We start from the raw sequence: 15,296 nt of genomic DNA on the forward strand, positions 1-15,296 counted from the left end.
TCATGGCGCAAAACAGCGCGTTATCAACGCTGAAAGATCTGGCTGAGAAAGAAGTTGATGATGCCGCATTGCAGCTTGGCGCAATGCGACGCGGGTGCCAGCAGGCTGAAGAGCAGTTGAAGATGTTAATCGACTATCAGCATGAATATCGCACCAACCTCAATACCGATATGACACAGGGCATTGGAAGCCAGCGCTGGATTAACTATCAGCAGTTTATTCAGACGCTGGAAAAGGCGATTGAACAGCATCGCCAGCAGCTTAACCAGTGGACCCAGAAAGTCGACACCGCGCTGAATTTCTGGCGCGAGAAAAAGCAGCGACTGCAGGCCTGGCAGACCTTACAGGACCGACAGATCGCGGCAACGACCCTGGCGGAAAACCGTCTGGATCAGAAGAAAATGGATGAGTTTGCCCAGCGCGCATCAATGAGGAAACCGGAATGATCACATTGCAACAACTGCTGATGACCGACAGCGACCTGTCGGGCGGCATGCAAACAGGGAAAGGCACCGACGGTGCACAAGACTTTCTTTCTCTGCTGGCAGGCGCCCTGACTGACGCAACAGGCCATAGCAACGATGCGCCGCTGACGCTGGCTGACCTGAAAGCAGCCGGCAGTAAGCTGTCAAAAGTTGCTCAGGAAGCCGGGGGGGAGAACACCCTGCAGGCCAAAATAGCCAACCTGCTCTCGCGTCAACCAGCCCTGACAGGCGATGAACCGACAGCAGCCACCCCGCTGGAAACCCTTGTTTCCGGGCTGGTGCCGGTTTCAAAAGGTGATGCCCTGAAGACCCTGAGCGCGGTGAAAACGCAGGATGACAGCAAAAGCGAGCTGAGCGAAGAAGAGCTGGCAGGGTTGAGCGCGCTGATGGCGATGCTGCCCCACCAGCAGACGGCAACGCCGGTGGCCTCTGGCGCGACAGGCAATGGCCTGACGGCGAAATCAACGCTGAACGCTGCCGCGCTTTCGCAAAATGGTGCAGGTCAACAGTCCATGAGCACCCTGCTGGCGGGCCATGAAAAAGCGCAACAAGCGTCGACTTATCAGGCGCAGGCGCAAAACGCCGATCCGTCTCAACCGGTCAACGCACCGGCGACCCCGATCGTGGCCGCCGCCGCTGAGAAGCAGGATCTCGCCAGTTCACCCTCTTCAACAGCCCCGACCGCAACGCTTACGCCCGTCATTTCCAGCAACGTCACCAGCCACGCTGCCGCAACCGTTGCCACGGCACCGGTATTGAGCCAGCCGCTGGGAACCCAGGAGTGGCAGCAATCCCTGAGTCAGCACATTACGTTGTTCACGAAACAGGGCCAGCAGACCGCAGAGTTGCGTCTGCACCCGGAAGATCTGGGCCAGGTCCAGATTACCCTGAAACTGGATGATAACCAGGCACAACTGCAAATGGTGTCGGCGCACAGCCACGTGCGTGCGGCCCTGGAAGCTGCACTGCCGGTCCTGCGCACGTCGCTTGCTGAGAGTGGCATTCAGCTCGCGCAAAGCAGTGTCAGCAGCGAGAGCTTTGCCGGACAGCAGCAGTCCTCCTCTCAACAGCAGCAACAGGCTTCACGTTCCGGTAATACCGGCGGTTTTAATGAGGAGAGCGATGAGTTACTGCCTGCCCCTGCCGCCCTGCAATCCGCGGCGCGTGGCAACAGTGCCGTAGACATCTTTGCCTAAACGCCAGAGGTAGCGTGATTATCCCCGTCTTTTCCACGCTTTGACGACAGCAGGACACGGGATAATCACCTTATTATGCTGTACCGAAACAGGAAGCTCGTATCAGATGACTGACTCCGCGATCACCAAAAAAAGCAAGCGTTCCATCTGGATCCCGCTGCTGGTGTTAATCACGCTCGCCGCCTGCGCTACCGCGGGCTATAGTTACTGGCGTATGCAGCAGGAACCTTCTACCGCTGCGGCCAAAGCCGAACCGCCTCCTCCGCCGGCACCGGTATTCTTCCCACTGGATACCTTCACCGTGAATCTGGGTGATGCGGATCGTGTGCTGTATGTGGGTATTACGTTACGCCTGAAAGATGAAGCCACGCGTGCGCGCCTGAATGATTATCTTCCTGAAGTGCGTAGCCGTCTGCTGCTGCTGTTCTCTCGTCAGGACGCCTCTACACTTGCTACCGATGACGGTAAGCAAAAGCTGGTCGACGCCATTAAACAGACGCTGGCGACCCCGCTGGTAAACGGTCAACCCAAGCAGGAAGTCACTGACGTTCTGTATACAGCCTTCATACTGCGGTAACGACATGGGCGACAGTATTCTTTCTCAGGCAGAAATCGACGCGCTTCTTAACGGCGACAGCGATAAGAACGATGATCCGCAACCGGGTATTGGCGGCGATAGCGATATTCGTCCTTATGATCCCAATACCCAGCGCCGCGTAGTACGTGAACGTCTGCAGGCGCTGGAGATCATTAACGAACGTTTTGCACGTCAGTTCCGTATGGGGCTGTTTAACCTGCTGCGTCGTAGCCCGGATATCACGGTCGGTGCGATCCGCATCCAGCCGTATCATGAGTTTGCCCGCAACCTGCCGGTGCCAACGAACCTTAACCTGATCCACCTGAAACCGCTGCGCGGCACAGGTCTAGTGGTGTTTTCGCCAAGCCTGGTGTTCATTGCGGTGGATAACCTTTTTGGTGGCGACGGGCGTTTCCCGACCAAAGTGGAAGGGCGTGAATTTACCCACACCGAGCAGCGCGTCATCAACCGCATGCTGAAGCTGGCGCTGGAATCTTACAGCGACGCGTGGAAAGCGATTAACCCACTGGAAGTGGAGTACGTACGTTCTGAGATGCAGGTGAAATTTACCAATATCACCACCTCCCCGAACGATATCGTCGTGAATACCCCGTTCCATGTGGAAATAGGTAACCTGACCGGTGAGTTCAACATCTGCCTGCCGTTCAGCATGATCGAACCGTTGCGTGAACTGCTGGTCAACCCGCCGCTGGAGAACTCACGCAACGAAGATCAGAACTGGCGTGAAAACCTGGTGCGTCAGGTTCAGCATTCTCAGCTTGAGCTGGTGGCGAGCTTCGCGGATATCCCGCTGCGCTTATCCCAGATCCTGAAATTACAACCCGGCGATGTTTTGCCGATAGAAAAACCCGACCGCATTATTGCCCATGTGGATGGTGTCCCCGTGCTGACAAGTCAGTACGGCACAATTAACGGTCAGTATGCGTTACGCGTTGAGCACTTGATCAACCCGATATTGAATTCGCTGAATGAGGAACAGCCCAAATGAGTGACATGAACAATCCGTCCGATGAAAACAGCGGAGCACTGGACGATCTGTGGGCTGACGCGTTAAACGAGCAAAAAACGACTCCGGCCAAAAGTGCAGCGGATGCTGTGTTCCAGCAGCTCGGCGGCGGCGATGTCAGCGGTACGCTGCAGGATATTGATCTGATTATGGATATCCCGGTTAAGCTGACCGTGGAACTGGGCCGTACCCGCATGACAATTAAAGAGCTGCTGCGTCTGACGCAGGGTTCCGTGGTGGCCCTTGACGGGCTCGCCGGCGAACCGCTGGATATTCTGATCAACGGTTATCTCATTGCCCAGGGTGAAGTCGTGGTGGTTGCCGATAAATACGGCGTGCGCATCACCGACATTATTACGCCATCTGAGCGTATGCGTCGTCTGAGCCGTTAAGCATGAAAACCCAGGCAACAATATCACAGCCCTCTGCCGTTCCCGGCTCTCCGCTGCTCCAGGTGAGTGGCGCGTTGCTCGGTATTATTGCCTTTATTCTTATCGCCGCATGGCTGGCGAAGCGCTTCGGCCTGGCGGGTAAAACCGCCGGCACCCGCGGTCTGAAGGTCAGCGCCAGCACGACACTGGGGCCACGCGAGCGCGTGGTCGTTGTCGATGTGGAAGATGCACGGCTGGTGCTGGGCGTGACTGCCTCCAGCATCAACGTCTTGCATAAACTGCCGCCAGCCCCGGCAACGGGTGACGAGCGCGCAGAAGTCCCTGCGGATTTTCAGTCCGTCATGAAGAGTTTGCTTAAGCGTTCCGGGAGATCCTGATGCGCCGTTTGTTATCCCTTACGCTTGTGGGCGTCGGCCTGTTTGCCCCTGCGGTTTACGCGCAACTGCCCGGTCTGGTCTCAACCCCTCTTGCAGGCGGCGGGCAAAGCTGGTCTCTGCCGGTGCAGACGCTGGTTTTCATCACCTCGCTGACGTTTATTCCGGCGATCCTGCTGATGATGACCAGCTTCACCCGAATCATCATCGTCTTTGGCCTGCTGCGCAATGCGCTGGGCACCCCGTCCGCGCCGCCTAACCAGGTACTGCTGGGTCTGGCGCTGTTTTTAACCTTTTTCATTATGTCGCCGGTTATCGACAAGATTTATACCGACGCATACCGGCCGTTTAGCGAAGATAAAATCTCCATGCAGGAGGCGCTCGATAAAGGGGCTCAGCCGCTGCGGGAGTTCATGCTCCGCCAGACCCGGGAAGCGGACCTGGCACTCTTCGCCCGCCTGTCCAATACCGGCGAGCTTCAGGGACCGGAAGCCGTTCCGATGCGTATTCTGCTGCCTGCGTATGTCACCAGTGAGCTGAAAACGGCCTTTCAGATTGGCTTTACCATCTTTATTCCGTTCCTGATTATCGATCTGGTGATCGCCAGCGTTCTGATGGCGCTCGGGATGATGATGGTGCCCCCGGCCACCATTGCCCTGCCCTTTAAGATCATGCTCTTTGTCCTGGTCGATGGCTGGCAACTGCTGGTCAGTTCGCTGGCGCAGAGTTTCTACAGTTAAGGAGCCGTAATGACGCCAGAATCGGTCATGATGATGGGCACGGAAGCGATGAAAATCGCGATAGCCGTTGCCGCGCCGTTACTGCTTGTCGCGCTGGTGACCGGTCTGATTATCAGTATCCTGCAGGCCGCCACGCAGATTAACGAAATGACGCTGTCATTTATCCCAAAAATCATCGCCGTGTTCGTGGCGATTATCGTTGCCGGGCCGTGGATGCTGAACCTGTTGCTGGACTATATGCGCAACCTGTTTACCAATCTGCCGTACATCATCGGCTGACCCGACGATGCTGCACTTCACCAGTGACCAGTGGGTTCAATGGCTTGGCGTCTATTTCTGGCCGATGCTGCGTATCCTGGCGCTGATTACAACGGCCCCCATTCTCAGTGAGAAAACGATACCCAAGCGCGTCAAAGTGGGGCTGGGCATCATCATCACCATTATCGTCGCCCCTTCTCTCCCGCCCGTGGATATTCCGATCTTCTCGGCGAAAGCGGTGTGGGTTGCACTGCAACAGGTGATGATTGGCGTAGCCGTAGGCTTTACCATGCAGCTTGCCTTCGCGGCCGTGCGGACCGCCGGCGAACTGATTGGCCTGCAAATGGGTTTATCATTCGCCACGTTTGTGGATCCCGGTAGCCACCTCAACATGCCGGTGCTGGCGCGCATTATCGATCTGCTCGCCATGCTGCTGTTCCTGTCGTTCAACGGCCATCTGTGGCTCATCTCCATGCTGGTGGATACTTTCCATACGTTGCCGATTGGGGAAAACCCGGTGAACAGCAACGCGTTTCTGGCGCTTACGCGTGCGGCCGGGCTTGTTTTCCTGAACGGCCTGATGCTGGCGCTGCCGATCATCACCCTGCTGCTGACCGTGAACCTCGCCTTAGGCTTACTCAACCGAATGGCACCGCAGCTCTCGGTGTTCGTCATTGGTTTTCCGCTGACGCTGACGGTCGGTATTTTATTAATGTCATTACTGATGCCCCTTATCGCCCCCTTCTGTGAGCACTTATTCGGCGAGATATTCAATCTGTTAGCAGATATTGTCAGTGAGCTACCGCGTAAATAATAGTCCTCACAGTTGATATTGTCTTTCTGAGGATATTCCTAAAATAAAACGTGAAAAACATCTTCCAGGATATATCTGACGCGGTTTAATTGTTTCTAACCACCTCACAATACTTAATATTTACTTTACTTTAAGAAGATTCCTGGCAAATTATACGTAACTTTACGGGATAGTGAGTCCGCCTGAAAGTCTTTGTCATGCTCACAGGTTTATTAATTTTTTCCATCCCGTATGGCTGTTATGAGCTCTCAGGCAGATGGTGAATTATCGTTACGCATTGAGTGAGGGTATGCCATGTCAACGATCATTATGGATTTATGCAGCTACACCCGGCTAGGGTTAACCGGGTACCTGGCAAGCAGAGGGGTAAGAAAGAGAGACATCAACGATGCACACACCGTTGACGAACTCGCAGCCGCTTGTGACGAACTTAAACCAGGCGTGGTGTTTATTAATGAGGACTGTTTCATTCACGATCCAGCCAACAGTCAGCACATTAAGCAAATCATTAATCAGCATCCAAAAACCCTGTTTATTGTTTTTATGGCGATCGCGAATATCCATTTCGATGAGTATTTGTTGGTTCGTAAAAATTTATTGATCAGTTCTAAATCGATTAAACCAGAGTCGCTGGATGACATTCTGGGTGATTATTTGAATAAAGAAGTTAAAAATGTAGGAGCGGTTAACTTACCCACCCTATCATTAAGCAGGACTGAATCAAGCATGCTGCGAATGTGGATGGCAGGGCAAGGGACTATTCAGATCTCAGACCAGATGAATATTAAAGCCAAAACCGTTTCGTCACATAAAGGAAATATTAAAAGGAAAATTAAAACGCATAATAAGCAAGTGATCTATCACGTGGTACGCCTCACCGATAATGTGACGAACGGGATTTTCGTCAACATGCGTTAGTCGCTAAAAAAACCCTTTGCACCCTACCTTTGATCTCTGGCCTGGCCAGAGATTTTTGCTTCTGTGGACAGTGTCGGGCGCGCCAGTCGCCACCCGACGCCATGCTATTGCGCTTTCTCTACAAAGATGCCATCCGGGTGTCCCAGTTCGTTAAAAAACCAGATGCCGAGCGGGTAGTCTTCAAGTGATACCAGGTACATCGTGCCTTCACTAAACTCTTCAATTGCCAGGACCACACCCGGGCGGCGTGGCCCACCGTCCGTTTTAACGGTTACCCGATCGTTGACCTTCATACGTTCCTCCTCTGGTTTTGAGCCAGTGTAGAACAAAACGCCTTAACTGGCATCGCTGCCCGGTGTGAATGGCGTTTTTGTGCGCAGTCTATACTTACGGTTGGAGACGGCAAAATGAGGTACCCCGTAATGAAGACCGACAAAGAGTACAGCGACACCATCAAACGCGAGGTTGAGGTGGATGTCGATGCCCTGCTGGCCGCCATTAATGAGATCAGTGAGTCAGAAGTCCGTCGTTCAGACGACAATTCCGACAGGGTCATTGTGAACGGAAGGGATTATCACACCTACCGTGAACTGGCGGAGGCCTTCGAGCTTGATATACACGATTTTAGCGTGTCTGAAGCAAATCGTTAGGACGAAAAAAATCCCGGTCATGGGGATGGCCGGGATCAAAACTTGCTTATGCAAGAAGCACTTGAAAATTCGTTACACCAGGAAATCTGATGTACACAAAACACTATCCTCAACCATTTTGTATGACAAGCATATATTCTCATGGCGAATATAATATTTGGTACATAATAAATTTAGTTATGAGGGACAACATGCGCCGCATGCGGGTTTGGCAGGCGGGATGCCCTTTTGCCTCACTTAAGCATCAGGAATTTTTTTAGGAATATTCTTAGGTGGCAGTTTGTCAGTTATCAGGAGTCGTTATGCCTTCACTGCAGGATAGCCTGCTGATCTTTTCCGATCTCGACGGCTCGTTGCTCGATATTCATACGTACGAGTGGCAACCGGCCATGCCCTGGCTGGACACCCTCCAGGATAACCAGGTGCCGGTTATTCTCTGCAGCAGCAAGACCGCCGCAGAAATGCTGGATATCCAGCAGGATCTGGGTCTGGAGGGGTTACCCTTGATAGCTGAGAATGGCGCGGTGATTCAGCCCGACGTGCGCTGGGAGACAGGTCAACGCCACATCAGGGGGATGACGCACCGCGACATTCGCCCGCTGATCGACCAGATTCGCCAGCAGCGGGGCTTTAAATTCACCACCTTTGATGACGTCGACGAACGGGTTATCAGCGAGTGGACGGGGCTGACGCGCTATCGTTCGACCCTCGCGCGCCGACACGAAGCCTCAGTCACGCTTATCTGGCGCGACAGCGATGAAAAAATGGCGCAATTTGACGAGGCGCTGGCGCAGTGCGGCCTGAAATGCCTGCAGGGAGCCCGCTTCTGGCATGTTCTGGATGCTCGCTGCGGTAAAGACGTTGCGGTTGACTGGCTGATTGAGCAGTACCGTGCGCGGGAAGGCATTGTGCCGGTCACCCTGGGGCTCGGCGATGGTCCAAATGATGCCCCGCTGCTGGACAGCGTAGACTACGCCGTGGTGATTAAGGGCATTAACCGGCAGGGCATCACGTTACGTGACGATAACCCCGCCCGGGTGTACCACACGCAACAGCCCGGACCCGCGGGCTGGCAGGAGGGGCTGGATCACTTCTTATCCTGATCGTGCCAGAACACCCGGTTGCGCCCGCACTGCTTGGCCTGATACAACCGGGCATCCGCCACTGACTGCAGCTGTTCGAAATCGTAATTGTCCTTTTCCTGGGCGCTACTTACCCCCAGTGAGGCACTGATACGCACGGTGGTACTCTTTTTCACCAGGATCTCTTTACTGTTGATGCGTGAGCGAATGCGTTCCGCAATCCCCCTCGCCTCTTCAAGCCCGCTGCCGGGCAGTACCACGCAGAACTCTTCCCCACCCACGCGTCCGGCAACATCATTCTTGCGCAGTGCGCTGCCAATCAGGCCCGCGGCATGGGAAAGCACTTTGTCCCCGGCCTGATGGCCAAAGCGATCGTTAATGCTTTTAAAATGGTCGAGATCGATTTGAATCACAGAGAACGGCAGCGACTGCTGCCGACATTTTTCCGACAGCATTTTGGCACGCTCAAACAGGGCACCACGGTTATTCAGGCGGGTGAGCGGATCGTGCCAGGCCTGCCACTGCAAAGAGTGCTGAAGCGTGTACATATTGCTGACCATCCGACGGATAACCAGCCACGAGATAAGAAGCATGGCGGTGAAGAGTGCCCAGAGCAGCGCCAGCACGATACTGATACTGCCGAAGTCCCCCTTCACGCCTTCATGCAGGGTATGAACGCGTAAAATCACACCATCGAAGTGATCGAGCCGCTCCCAGCTGATAAAGCGGCTTCCGAGGCGGATCCCCCCGCCGGTATCGTTCTCGATTGCGTGTGCTATCTGCGCCGTTTCGCGTTCGTCAAACCGGTTCACCAGGCTCCCGGCCTCTTCTGACGTGGCAATCATATTCAGCCGGGTGTCGTACAGCTGATATTCCCCCTCTGTACGCTCTTGCGTTGCCTCTTCCAGCAGATGTTTCATGGTCTTCAATGAGAAATCCATCGCCACAACGCCATACCAGTAATGGTCAAAATAGATCGGCACGCTGGCCGTGATCATCCGTTCACCACCGGTCCAGGGTGACGGGCTGGAGATAAACCAGCGCACCGCGCGAGCGCGATTGTTACGTTCAGACTGCTGGGTAAACCACGGCTGGGTAACCAGATAGTAATAGCGCTGGCTAATATCACTCGTCTGTTCAGGCGTGTCCGTCGCGAGGTAAAACCCGGCGCGTGACGCATAGATAACCCGCTCTTCACTTTGCCCCACCGAGGACGCCAGTCGGAGTAAATACCCCACTTCGAGGGCGGCAGAAATTTCATTGCTGATACGCTCAGGGTCACGATTCAACAGCGTGGTTTTTTCGACGAACGCATCCGACACGCCGTTAATAGGGAGAGTGCGTTTTTTATCAACGGCGAGCTGCCAGCTGGGGCGCGTGCGAAAGGCGTTAAAGCGTGAAATCGCTTCATACAGGACATCAAAGGCCAGCGGCGTCTGGATGGCATCACGCATGCTTTTGCGGAAAAACAGCATTTTATCCACGCTGTACTGTAACTGCCGGTCCAGCGAAGTGGCTACCGTTTCCAGATGATTACGCTGGCTGGAGATATACGCATCTTCCAGTACCACCACCTCTCGCCAGGTCAGGAGCGTGGAAAATATCAGTACGATGAGAAAACAGAGATTAACAATCAACCCCGGATTGCTACGCATATGCAGCCATTGCAGAAAAGATCGTCTTACAACAAAGGTCTCGCGCTGCACACACACTCCCTGATTACTGCCCGACGCCGGATACGGAAGGTAAAAACGCCCGGCAAAGCCGGGCGTTATGTCATTAAGCCTTGTCTCGCTTGCGCTGCCCGTCTCCCGGCTGAAGCTCATCTTCACGGAACGCTTCCCGCTTGATGCTATAACCGTCGTGCCACCGGCATTCCACCATACCGCTGGAATACCCGGTGACAATCATACGTGGGCCGCCCTTCTTAGGCTTAACTTCATCACTGACCAAAAAGACCATACCTGCCTCCTGTATCAGGGTGAAACGTTTTCAATTTAGACGAGGAATGATCTTTTTGCACCCCGCAACAGGTAACAATTAGTGCGACGTTCCGCGGATTTTTTCGACCAGTTTTACGGCCCCAACCACGATAATGCCAATGATAAAGCCCAGCACAAGATTAAGCAGCGTGGGCAGAATTGCCGCCACTATGCTGCCCTGCGCCGAGGCGAAATGTTCAATAGCATGATGCAGCGGCGCGATACCGTGAACCACAATACCGCCTCCGACAAGGAACATCGCCAGCGTACCAACCACTGACAGGCTCTTCATCAGCCAGGGCGCGGTCACCAGCAGGCTTTTACCGATACCTTTGGCGATAGCGCTCGATTTTTCTTCCAGCCAGTAGCCGATATCATCCAGCTTAACGATAAGCCCCACCAGCCCGTACACCCCCACCGTGACCAGAATGGCGATCCCGGAGAGGATCAGGACCTGGTTCAGAAGCGGTGCTTCAGAGACAATACCTAACGTAATGGCCACGATCTCCGCCGACAGAATAAAGTCGGTACGAATGGCACCTTTCACCTTATCACGCTCGAAGGTTTTAGGATCCTGCGCGGCCAGCGCCTCAAGACGCTGCTGGCGCATTTCCGGCGTGTCGCTGTTCTTACGTGCGGCGAACGAGTGCAGGATTTTCTCAGCGCCTTCGAAGCATAAAAATGCGCCGCCAATCATCAGCAACGGCGTGATCGCCCAAGGGATAAACGCGCTGATCAGCAGCGCAAGCGGCACCAGGATCACCTTATTCAGGAATGAACCCTTCGCTACGCCCCATACCACCGGTAATTCACGGTTGGCCCGAACGCCGCTCACCTGCTGGGCGTTGAGCGATAAATCGTCTCCCAGAACCCCGGCGGTTTTCTTCGCCGCCAGTTTCCCCATCACCGAAATGTCATCCAGTAAGGTGGCAATATCATCCAGTAATGTTAATAAGCTACTTCCTGCCAAAATCTCATTCCTTCTTTTTTTGGTAATTAAGTGAATAGTATGGAGCAAAAGTGTAAACCCGGAAACAGGCACCTCGCGTCAACAAAAAATTCACATCAACTACACAATTAAAGCGCTCGCCAGGCCGATAGTTTTGGCGTTTACTGTCAGCGACCTTTTCATTTTGTCGCGAGGGATTATGCGTTTCCGGCAACTGCTACCGCTCATTGGGGCACTTTTTTCGCTGTATATCATCTGGGGTTCCACCTACTTTGTCATTCGTATCGGCGTGGAGAGCTGGCCGCCGCTCATGATGGCGGGCGTACGCTTTCTCTCGGCGGGCGTGTTACTGATGGCCTTCCTGCTGTTACGGGGCCATAAGCTGCCTCCGCTTCGCCCGATGCTCAATGCCGCTCTGATTGGCCTGCTGCTACTGGCCATAGGGAATGGGTTTGTGACGGTCGCCGAGCACCAGAACGTGCCGTCCGGAATTGCCGCCGTCGTGGTCGCGACCGTCCCGCTGTTTACCCTGTGCTTTAGCCGTCTTTTCGGCCTCCGCACCCGCAAGCTCGAATGGGTAGGGATTGGGATCGGGCTTGCCGGGATCATCCTGCTCAACAGCGGCGGTAACCTGAGCGGAAATCCATGGGGCGCAGTGATTATCCTGATCGGCTCCATGAGCTGGGCATTTGGGTCGGTATACGGTTCACGAATTGAGCTACCGACCGGCATGATGGCGGGCGCGATTGAGATGCTCGCGGCGGGAATTGTGCTGCTGATTGCCTCAACGCTGACGGGCGAAAAACTGACAGCCATGCCGGACCTTTCGGGCTTCCTGGCCGTGGGTTACCTGGCTCTATTTGGCTCTGTCATCGCCATTAACGCCTATATGTTCTTGATCCGCAATGTCTCGCCGGCGATCGCGACCAGCTACGCTTACGTGAACCCGGTGGTTGCCGTACTGCTGGGCACCAGCTTTGCGGGCGAAACGTTATCTCCCGTGGAATGGCTGGCGCTGGGCGTGATTGTCTTTGCCGTTGTGCTGGTAACGCTGGGGAAATATCTGCTTCCTGCGAAGCCGGTTGTTACGCCGTGTGAGGTGGAGAAGCCGTAAGCGGGTGAATACCCTGGGTGTCGATCTGCGCGGCCTGCCCGCCGCCGCAGATCCACTCTTCCAGCCGTTCTGTCAGGTCGGCATCGTTACGTCTTAATCTGCCGCGCAGCGCGCACTCCCAGACAATCAACACCCGCCAGCCCTGCGCGAGAAGCGTGCTAAGGTCACGGTTGTCCCGCGCGACGTTCTTGCCAATCTTCTCCAGCCAGAAATCCGTACGCGTCGCGGGAACCTTAAACAGGTAGCAGTCGTGGTGATGCCAGAAACAGCCGTGGGTAAAGATGATGCATTGATACGCATCGATAACGAAATCCGGACGGCCCGCAAGCGCGGCATCCTGCACGCGGAAATCAAACCCCGCCTCGGTCAGCAGCCCGGCTAGCCGCTTTTCAATGGCGGTATCACGCGTGCCGATGGCACGCATGTTTTTACTGCGCGTCGCCTTATCGTGAACATCCGTCATTGACGGCCTCACTCTCACGTAACGCCACGGCCTGTCTGATGCGGGAGGCCAGCAGTTTTGCCACCGCCGCAAACGCGGGAACGACCACCGAGTTACCAAACTGCCGATAAGCCTGGGTGTCCGACACCGGAATGCGGAAGGTGTACCCCTGCGGGGTCTCAAACCCCATCAGCCGAGCGCATTCACGCGGCGTTAAGCGGCGCGGACGGTGACGCTGGTTATCGGGATCGTCAAAATCTTTCTCCCCCAGCGCTTTGTCCCAGCCCCGGTCGATCAGGATCTCTGCGCCATCTTTATAGTAGCGAGCGGACAACGTGCGCGTCACACAGTGCGGATCGTTCGGATTAACCATCCCGAAGCCAAAACCGTTGCCTTTGGCCTGGTGTTTTTTCGCATAGCGGTAAAGGTATTTCCACAGCACCGGGGTGAGGATAAATTTCGCGTCGACGACAGGTTCCAGCAGGTCGGCCACGGTTGGGCGACGCGCAGGATATAAAGAGGGAATATCCCGCAGGGTAAAATCCCCCTTCAGGTTGAGATCGCGGCGAAAACCAACCAGCACAATGCGTTCGCGGTGCTGCGGCAGGAAATGTTTACCGTCGATGATTTTCGGGTCATCCGCGCCCATATGCTGAGCGTCCGCTACGTCATACCCCAGCTCATCGAGCGTTTGCATGATAATGCGGAAGGTCTTTCCGCCGTCATGGCTCTTGAGATTCTTGACGTTCTCCAGCACGAAAATCGCCGGTCGACGGGCGTCGATAATGCGGACAACATCAAAGAACAGCGTGCCTTGCGTATCGCAGGCAAAACCGTGGGCGCGTCCGAGGGCATTCTTTTTCGACACGCCGGCCAGCGAGAAAGGCTGGCACGGGAAACCCGCCAGCAGGACATCATGGGCCGGAATTGACTGGCGAATGTGCTCAGCCGCCTCTTCATCACTCACGCCGCTTTTGTGGCTCAGCGTAACATCACGGATATCGGCGTTGAAACGGTGTTCATGGGGATCGCAGTACCAGTTGGCTTTGTAGGTACGGACCGCATGTTTGTTCCACTCGCTGGTAAACACACACTGCCCGCCAATGGCCTCAAACCCGTGTCGAATGCCGCCAATGCCGGCAAACAGATCGATAAAACGGAAGGCATAGTTCGGGTGCGTAGCTGAAGGACGCGGAAGCAGGTTTTGCAGGTAACGAAACTCGCCCTCACTCAGACGCTGCCCTGCCCGCTCGCTGGTCAGCAGTCTCTTCAGGATTGCCGGGCTCCAGTGGCTCTCACCGTGCGCCACCAGCTGATTCGCCAGCGTTTTAGCATCATAGATATCCAGCAGCTGGCGCAATAAAGCCTGCACCGTTGCCGTTGATTTCTCAGCCTGCTCTGGCGCGGGCTCACTCACTGATCGATTTTCCTGCATTCTTTTAACCGGAGAATAAAGACTGGAAACAGATTACCACAGTTCACTCGCTCAAACTGCGACGGAAGCGGCTCAGCACCTGGCTATCCAGCCCCAGGCAGTCGCCCTGTAATTCGGCACTTAATTTCGCCATAAACTGGATGAGAAAATCGGCGTTATGTTGCGCAAGTTCGCGCCCCACGTCTGTGTGCATTGTATCAGGCAAGCGCAGCAGCTTGGTCTGAAAATGGTCGAGGGCAAAGGCGCGGTCATTAAGGGTGCGCGCGTCGGCAAACGGGTCTTCAGCGTTAAAGAGCGCCACGCCCAGCGCCCCCGATACCGCAAAGACGCGCGCAAGACCAATAGCACCAAGCGCTTCCAGCCGGTCAGCATCCTGAACAATTTTGGCTTCAAGACTGTGCGGCGTGATACCGGCGCTAAAACTGTGCGCTTCAATGGCATGCTCCACGGCTGCATAGCGTTCAGAGGCGAAATCCGGAAAATCGCGACGCAGAATGTCGAGCGTCTTGCTGGCCGCCAGACGTGATGACTGGCTGCGTTGGGGATGGTTTTTCGGCAGGCTGACAATGTCATGAAAATAACAGGCGGTCAGTACCACCAGTGAATCGACCGCCTGGTTCGCCATGATTTTTTGCGCCGTCATCCAGACACGACGAAAGTGCGAAATATCATGCGCGGCGTCGTGGGTCGCGTGGTTTTCATCGAGCCAACGCTCAAAGCAAGACTGCCACTGCGTAAGTTCCATCATCACGTCCTGTTGTTAAAACGGCTACAATAGCAACTTTCCCCGCCGCTATCACGGCTTGTCCTGACAGGGACGCGTGTACCCTGCATTCCCGAGGAAATATATTTAATATCAAT

The 15,296-nt window shown here is 54.9% G+C and carries 19 protein-coding genes and 1 pseudogene; 13 read left to right on the forward strand and 7 right to left on the reverse strand.

Features of this window, described 5'->3' with window-relative positions; translation table 11 throughout:
- Positions 1 to 2 precede the first annotated feature (2 nt).
- The 10 genes and pseudogenes from fliJ (at position 3) to rcsA (ending at position 6,781) form a co-directional block, all read left to right on the forward strand.
- Positions 3 to 446 (forward strand): flagellar export protein FliJ, encoded by a 444-nt coding sequence (fliJ, locus tag BH714_RS10195; protein ID WP_014170734.1) that lies wholly within the window; start codon positions 3 to 5, stop codon positions 444 to 446.
- On the forward strand, positions 443 to 1,681 hold the full coding sequence (gene fliK / locus BH714_RS10200; RefSeq protein ID WP_040017831.1) for a flagellar hook length control protein FliK: 1,239 nt from the start codon (positions 443 to 445) through the stop codon (positions 1,679 to 1,681). The genes fliJ and fliK overlap by 4 nt, the downstream gene beginning before the upstream one ends.
- 106 nt (positions 1,682 to 1,787) lie before the next feature.
- Positions 1,788 to 2,258, forward strand: coding sequence for a flagellar basal body-associated protein FliL (gene fliL / locus BH714_RS10205; RefSeq protein WP_020883336.1), 471 nt, complete (start codon positions 1,788 to 1,790; stop codon positions 2,256 to 2,258).
- Positions 2,259 to 2,262: 4 nt separating this feature from the next.
- Entirely contained in the window at positions 2,263 to 3,267 is a 1,005-nt protein-coding gene (fliM, locus tag BH714_RS10210; RefSeq protein ID WP_014170737.1) for a flagellar motor switch protein FliM, read from the forward strand.
- A complete protein-coding gene (gene fliN / locus BH714_RS10215; protein WP_014170738.1) occupies positions 3,264 to 3,677 on the forward strand; it encodes a flagellar motor switch protein FliN in 414 nt (137 codons plus the stop codon). Before fliM ends, fliN begins: the two co-directional genes overlap by 4 nt.
- A gap of 2 nt (positions 3,678 to 3,679) precedes the next feature.
- Positions 3,680 to 4,054, forward strand: coding sequence for a flagellar biosynthetic protein FliO (gene fliO, locus BH714_RS10220; protein ID WP_025203802.1), 375 nt, complete (start codon positions 3,680 to 3,682; stop codon positions 4,052 to 4,054).
- Entirely contained in the window at positions 4,054 to 4,791 is a 738-nt protein-coding gene (gene fliP / locus BH714_RS10225) for a flagellar type III secretion system pore protein FliP (RefSeq protein ID WP_040017833.1), read from the forward strand. Before fliO ends, fliP begins: the two co-directional genes overlap by 1 nt.
- A 9-nt stretch (positions 4,792 to 4,800) precedes the next feature.
- A complete protein-coding gene (gene fliQ, locus BH714_RS10230) occupies positions 4,801 to 5,070 on the forward strand; it encodes a flagellar biosynthesis protein FliQ (RefSeq protein ID WP_008500315.1) in 270 nt (89 codons plus the stop codon).
- A gap of 7 nt (positions 5,071 to 5,077) precedes the next feature.
- Positions 5,078 to 5,879 (forward strand): annotated as a pseudogene (gene fliR, locus BH714_RS10235) (flagellar biosynthetic protein FliR).
- A gap of 278 nt (positions 5,880 to 6,157) precedes the next feature.
- Positions 6,158 to 6,781 (forward strand): transcriptional regulator RcsA, encoded by a 624-nt coding sequence (gene rcsA / locus BH714_RS10240; RefSeq protein WP_008500313.1) that lies wholly within the window; start codon positions 6,158 to 6,160, stop codon positions 6,779 to 6,781.
- Between the two features lie 104 nt (positions 6,782 to 6,885).
- On the opposite strand, the gene dsrB is transcribed toward rcsA, so the two are convergent.
- Positions 6,886 to 7,074, reverse strand: coding sequence for a protein DsrB (gene dsrB / locus BH714_RS10245; RefSeq protein WP_020883333.1), 189 nt, complete (start codon positions 7,072 to 7,074; stop codon positions 6,886 to 6,888).
- Positions 7,075 to 7,203: 129 nt separating this feature from the next.
- Here dsrB and yodD point away from each other — a divergent pair, with 129 nt between their 5' ends.
- Positions 7,204 to 7,431: a YodD family peroxide/acid resistance protein gene (gene yodD / locus BH714_RS10250; protein ID WP_008500310.1), complete on the forward strand. Its 228-nt coding sequence runs from the start codon at positions 7,204 to 7,206 to the stop codon at positions 7,429 to 7,431.
- Positions 7,432 to 7,733: 302 nt separating this feature from the next.
- Positions 7,734 to 8,534 carry a mannosyl-3-phosphoglycerate phosphatase-related protein gene (locus BH714_RS10255; protein ID WP_040017834.1) on the forward strand — a complete coding sequence of 267 codons (801 nt, stop codon included), beginning with the start codon at positions 7,734 to 7,736 and terminating at the stop codon, positions 8,532 to 8,534.
- Here the strand turns inward: BH714_RS10255 and dgcQ are convergent.
- The 3 genes from dgcQ to BH714_RS10270 form a co-directional block, all read right to left on the reverse strand.
- Positions 8,519 to 10,219, reverse strand: coding sequence for a cellulose biosynthesis regulator diguanylate cyclase DgcQ (gene dgcQ, locus BH714_RS10260; protein ID WP_025203799.1), 1,701 nt, complete (start codon positions 10,217 to 10,219; stop codon positions 8,519 to 8,521). The two genes, BH714_RS10255 and dgcQ, sit on opposite strands and share 16 nt — an antisense overlap.
- 73 nt (positions 10,220 to 10,292) lie before the next feature.
- Entirely contained in the window at positions 10,293 to 10,475 is a 183-nt protein-coding gene (locus tag BH714_RS10265) for a YodC family protein (RefSeq protein WP_014170745.1), read from the reverse strand.
- Between the two features lie 78 nt (positions 10,476 to 10,553).
- Positions 10,554 to 11,465: a DUF808 domain-containing protein gene (locus BH714_RS10270; protein WP_020883330.1), complete on the reverse strand. Its 912-nt coding sequence runs from the start codon at positions 11,463 to 11,465 to the stop codon at positions 10,554 to 10,556.
- A 178-nt stretch (positions 11,466 to 11,643) separates the two neighbouring features.
- Here BH714_RS10270 and yedA point away from each other — a divergent pair, with 178 nt between their 5' ends.
- Entirely contained in the window at positions 11,644 to 12,558 is a 915-nt protein-coding gene (gene yedA, locus BH714_RS10275; protein WP_040017835.1) for a drug/metabolite exporter YedA, read from the forward strand.
- On the opposite strand, the gene BH714_RS10280 is transcribed toward yedA, so the two are convergent.
- From BH714_RS10280 to BH714_RS10290, 3 genes are all read right to left on the reverse strand, one after another.
- On the reverse strand, positions 12,530 to 13,021 hold the full coding sequence (locus tag BH714_RS10280; RefSeq protein WP_040017836.1) for a very short patch repair endonuclease: 492 nt from the start codon (positions 13,019 to 13,021) through the stop codon (positions 12,530 to 12,532). The genes yedA and BH714_RS10280 overlap by 29 nt on opposite strands.
- Entirely contained in the window at positions 13,002 to 14,417 is a 1,416-nt protein-coding gene (locus tag BH714_RS10285; protein ID WP_040017837.1) for a DNA cytosine methyltransferase, read from the reverse strand. The genes BH714_RS10280 and BH714_RS10285 overlap by 20 nt, the downstream gene beginning before the upstream one ends.
- 61 nt (positions 14,418 to 14,478) lie before the next feature.
- The gene (locus tag BH714_RS10290; protein ID WP_040017838.1) at positions 14,479 to 15,180 is read right to left on the reverse strand and encodes a phosphohydrolase; all 702 of its coding nucleotides are present in this window, start codon (positions 15,178 to 15,180) and stop codon (positions 14,479 to 14,481) included.
- Between the last annotated feature and the right edge of the window lie 116 nt (positions 15,181 to 15,296).

The organism is Enterobacter ludwigii, from assembly GCF_001750725.1.
Classification (GTDB): Bacteria; Pseudomonadota; Gammaproteobacteria; order Enterobacterales; family Enterobacteriaceae; genus Enterobacter; species Enterobacter ludwigii.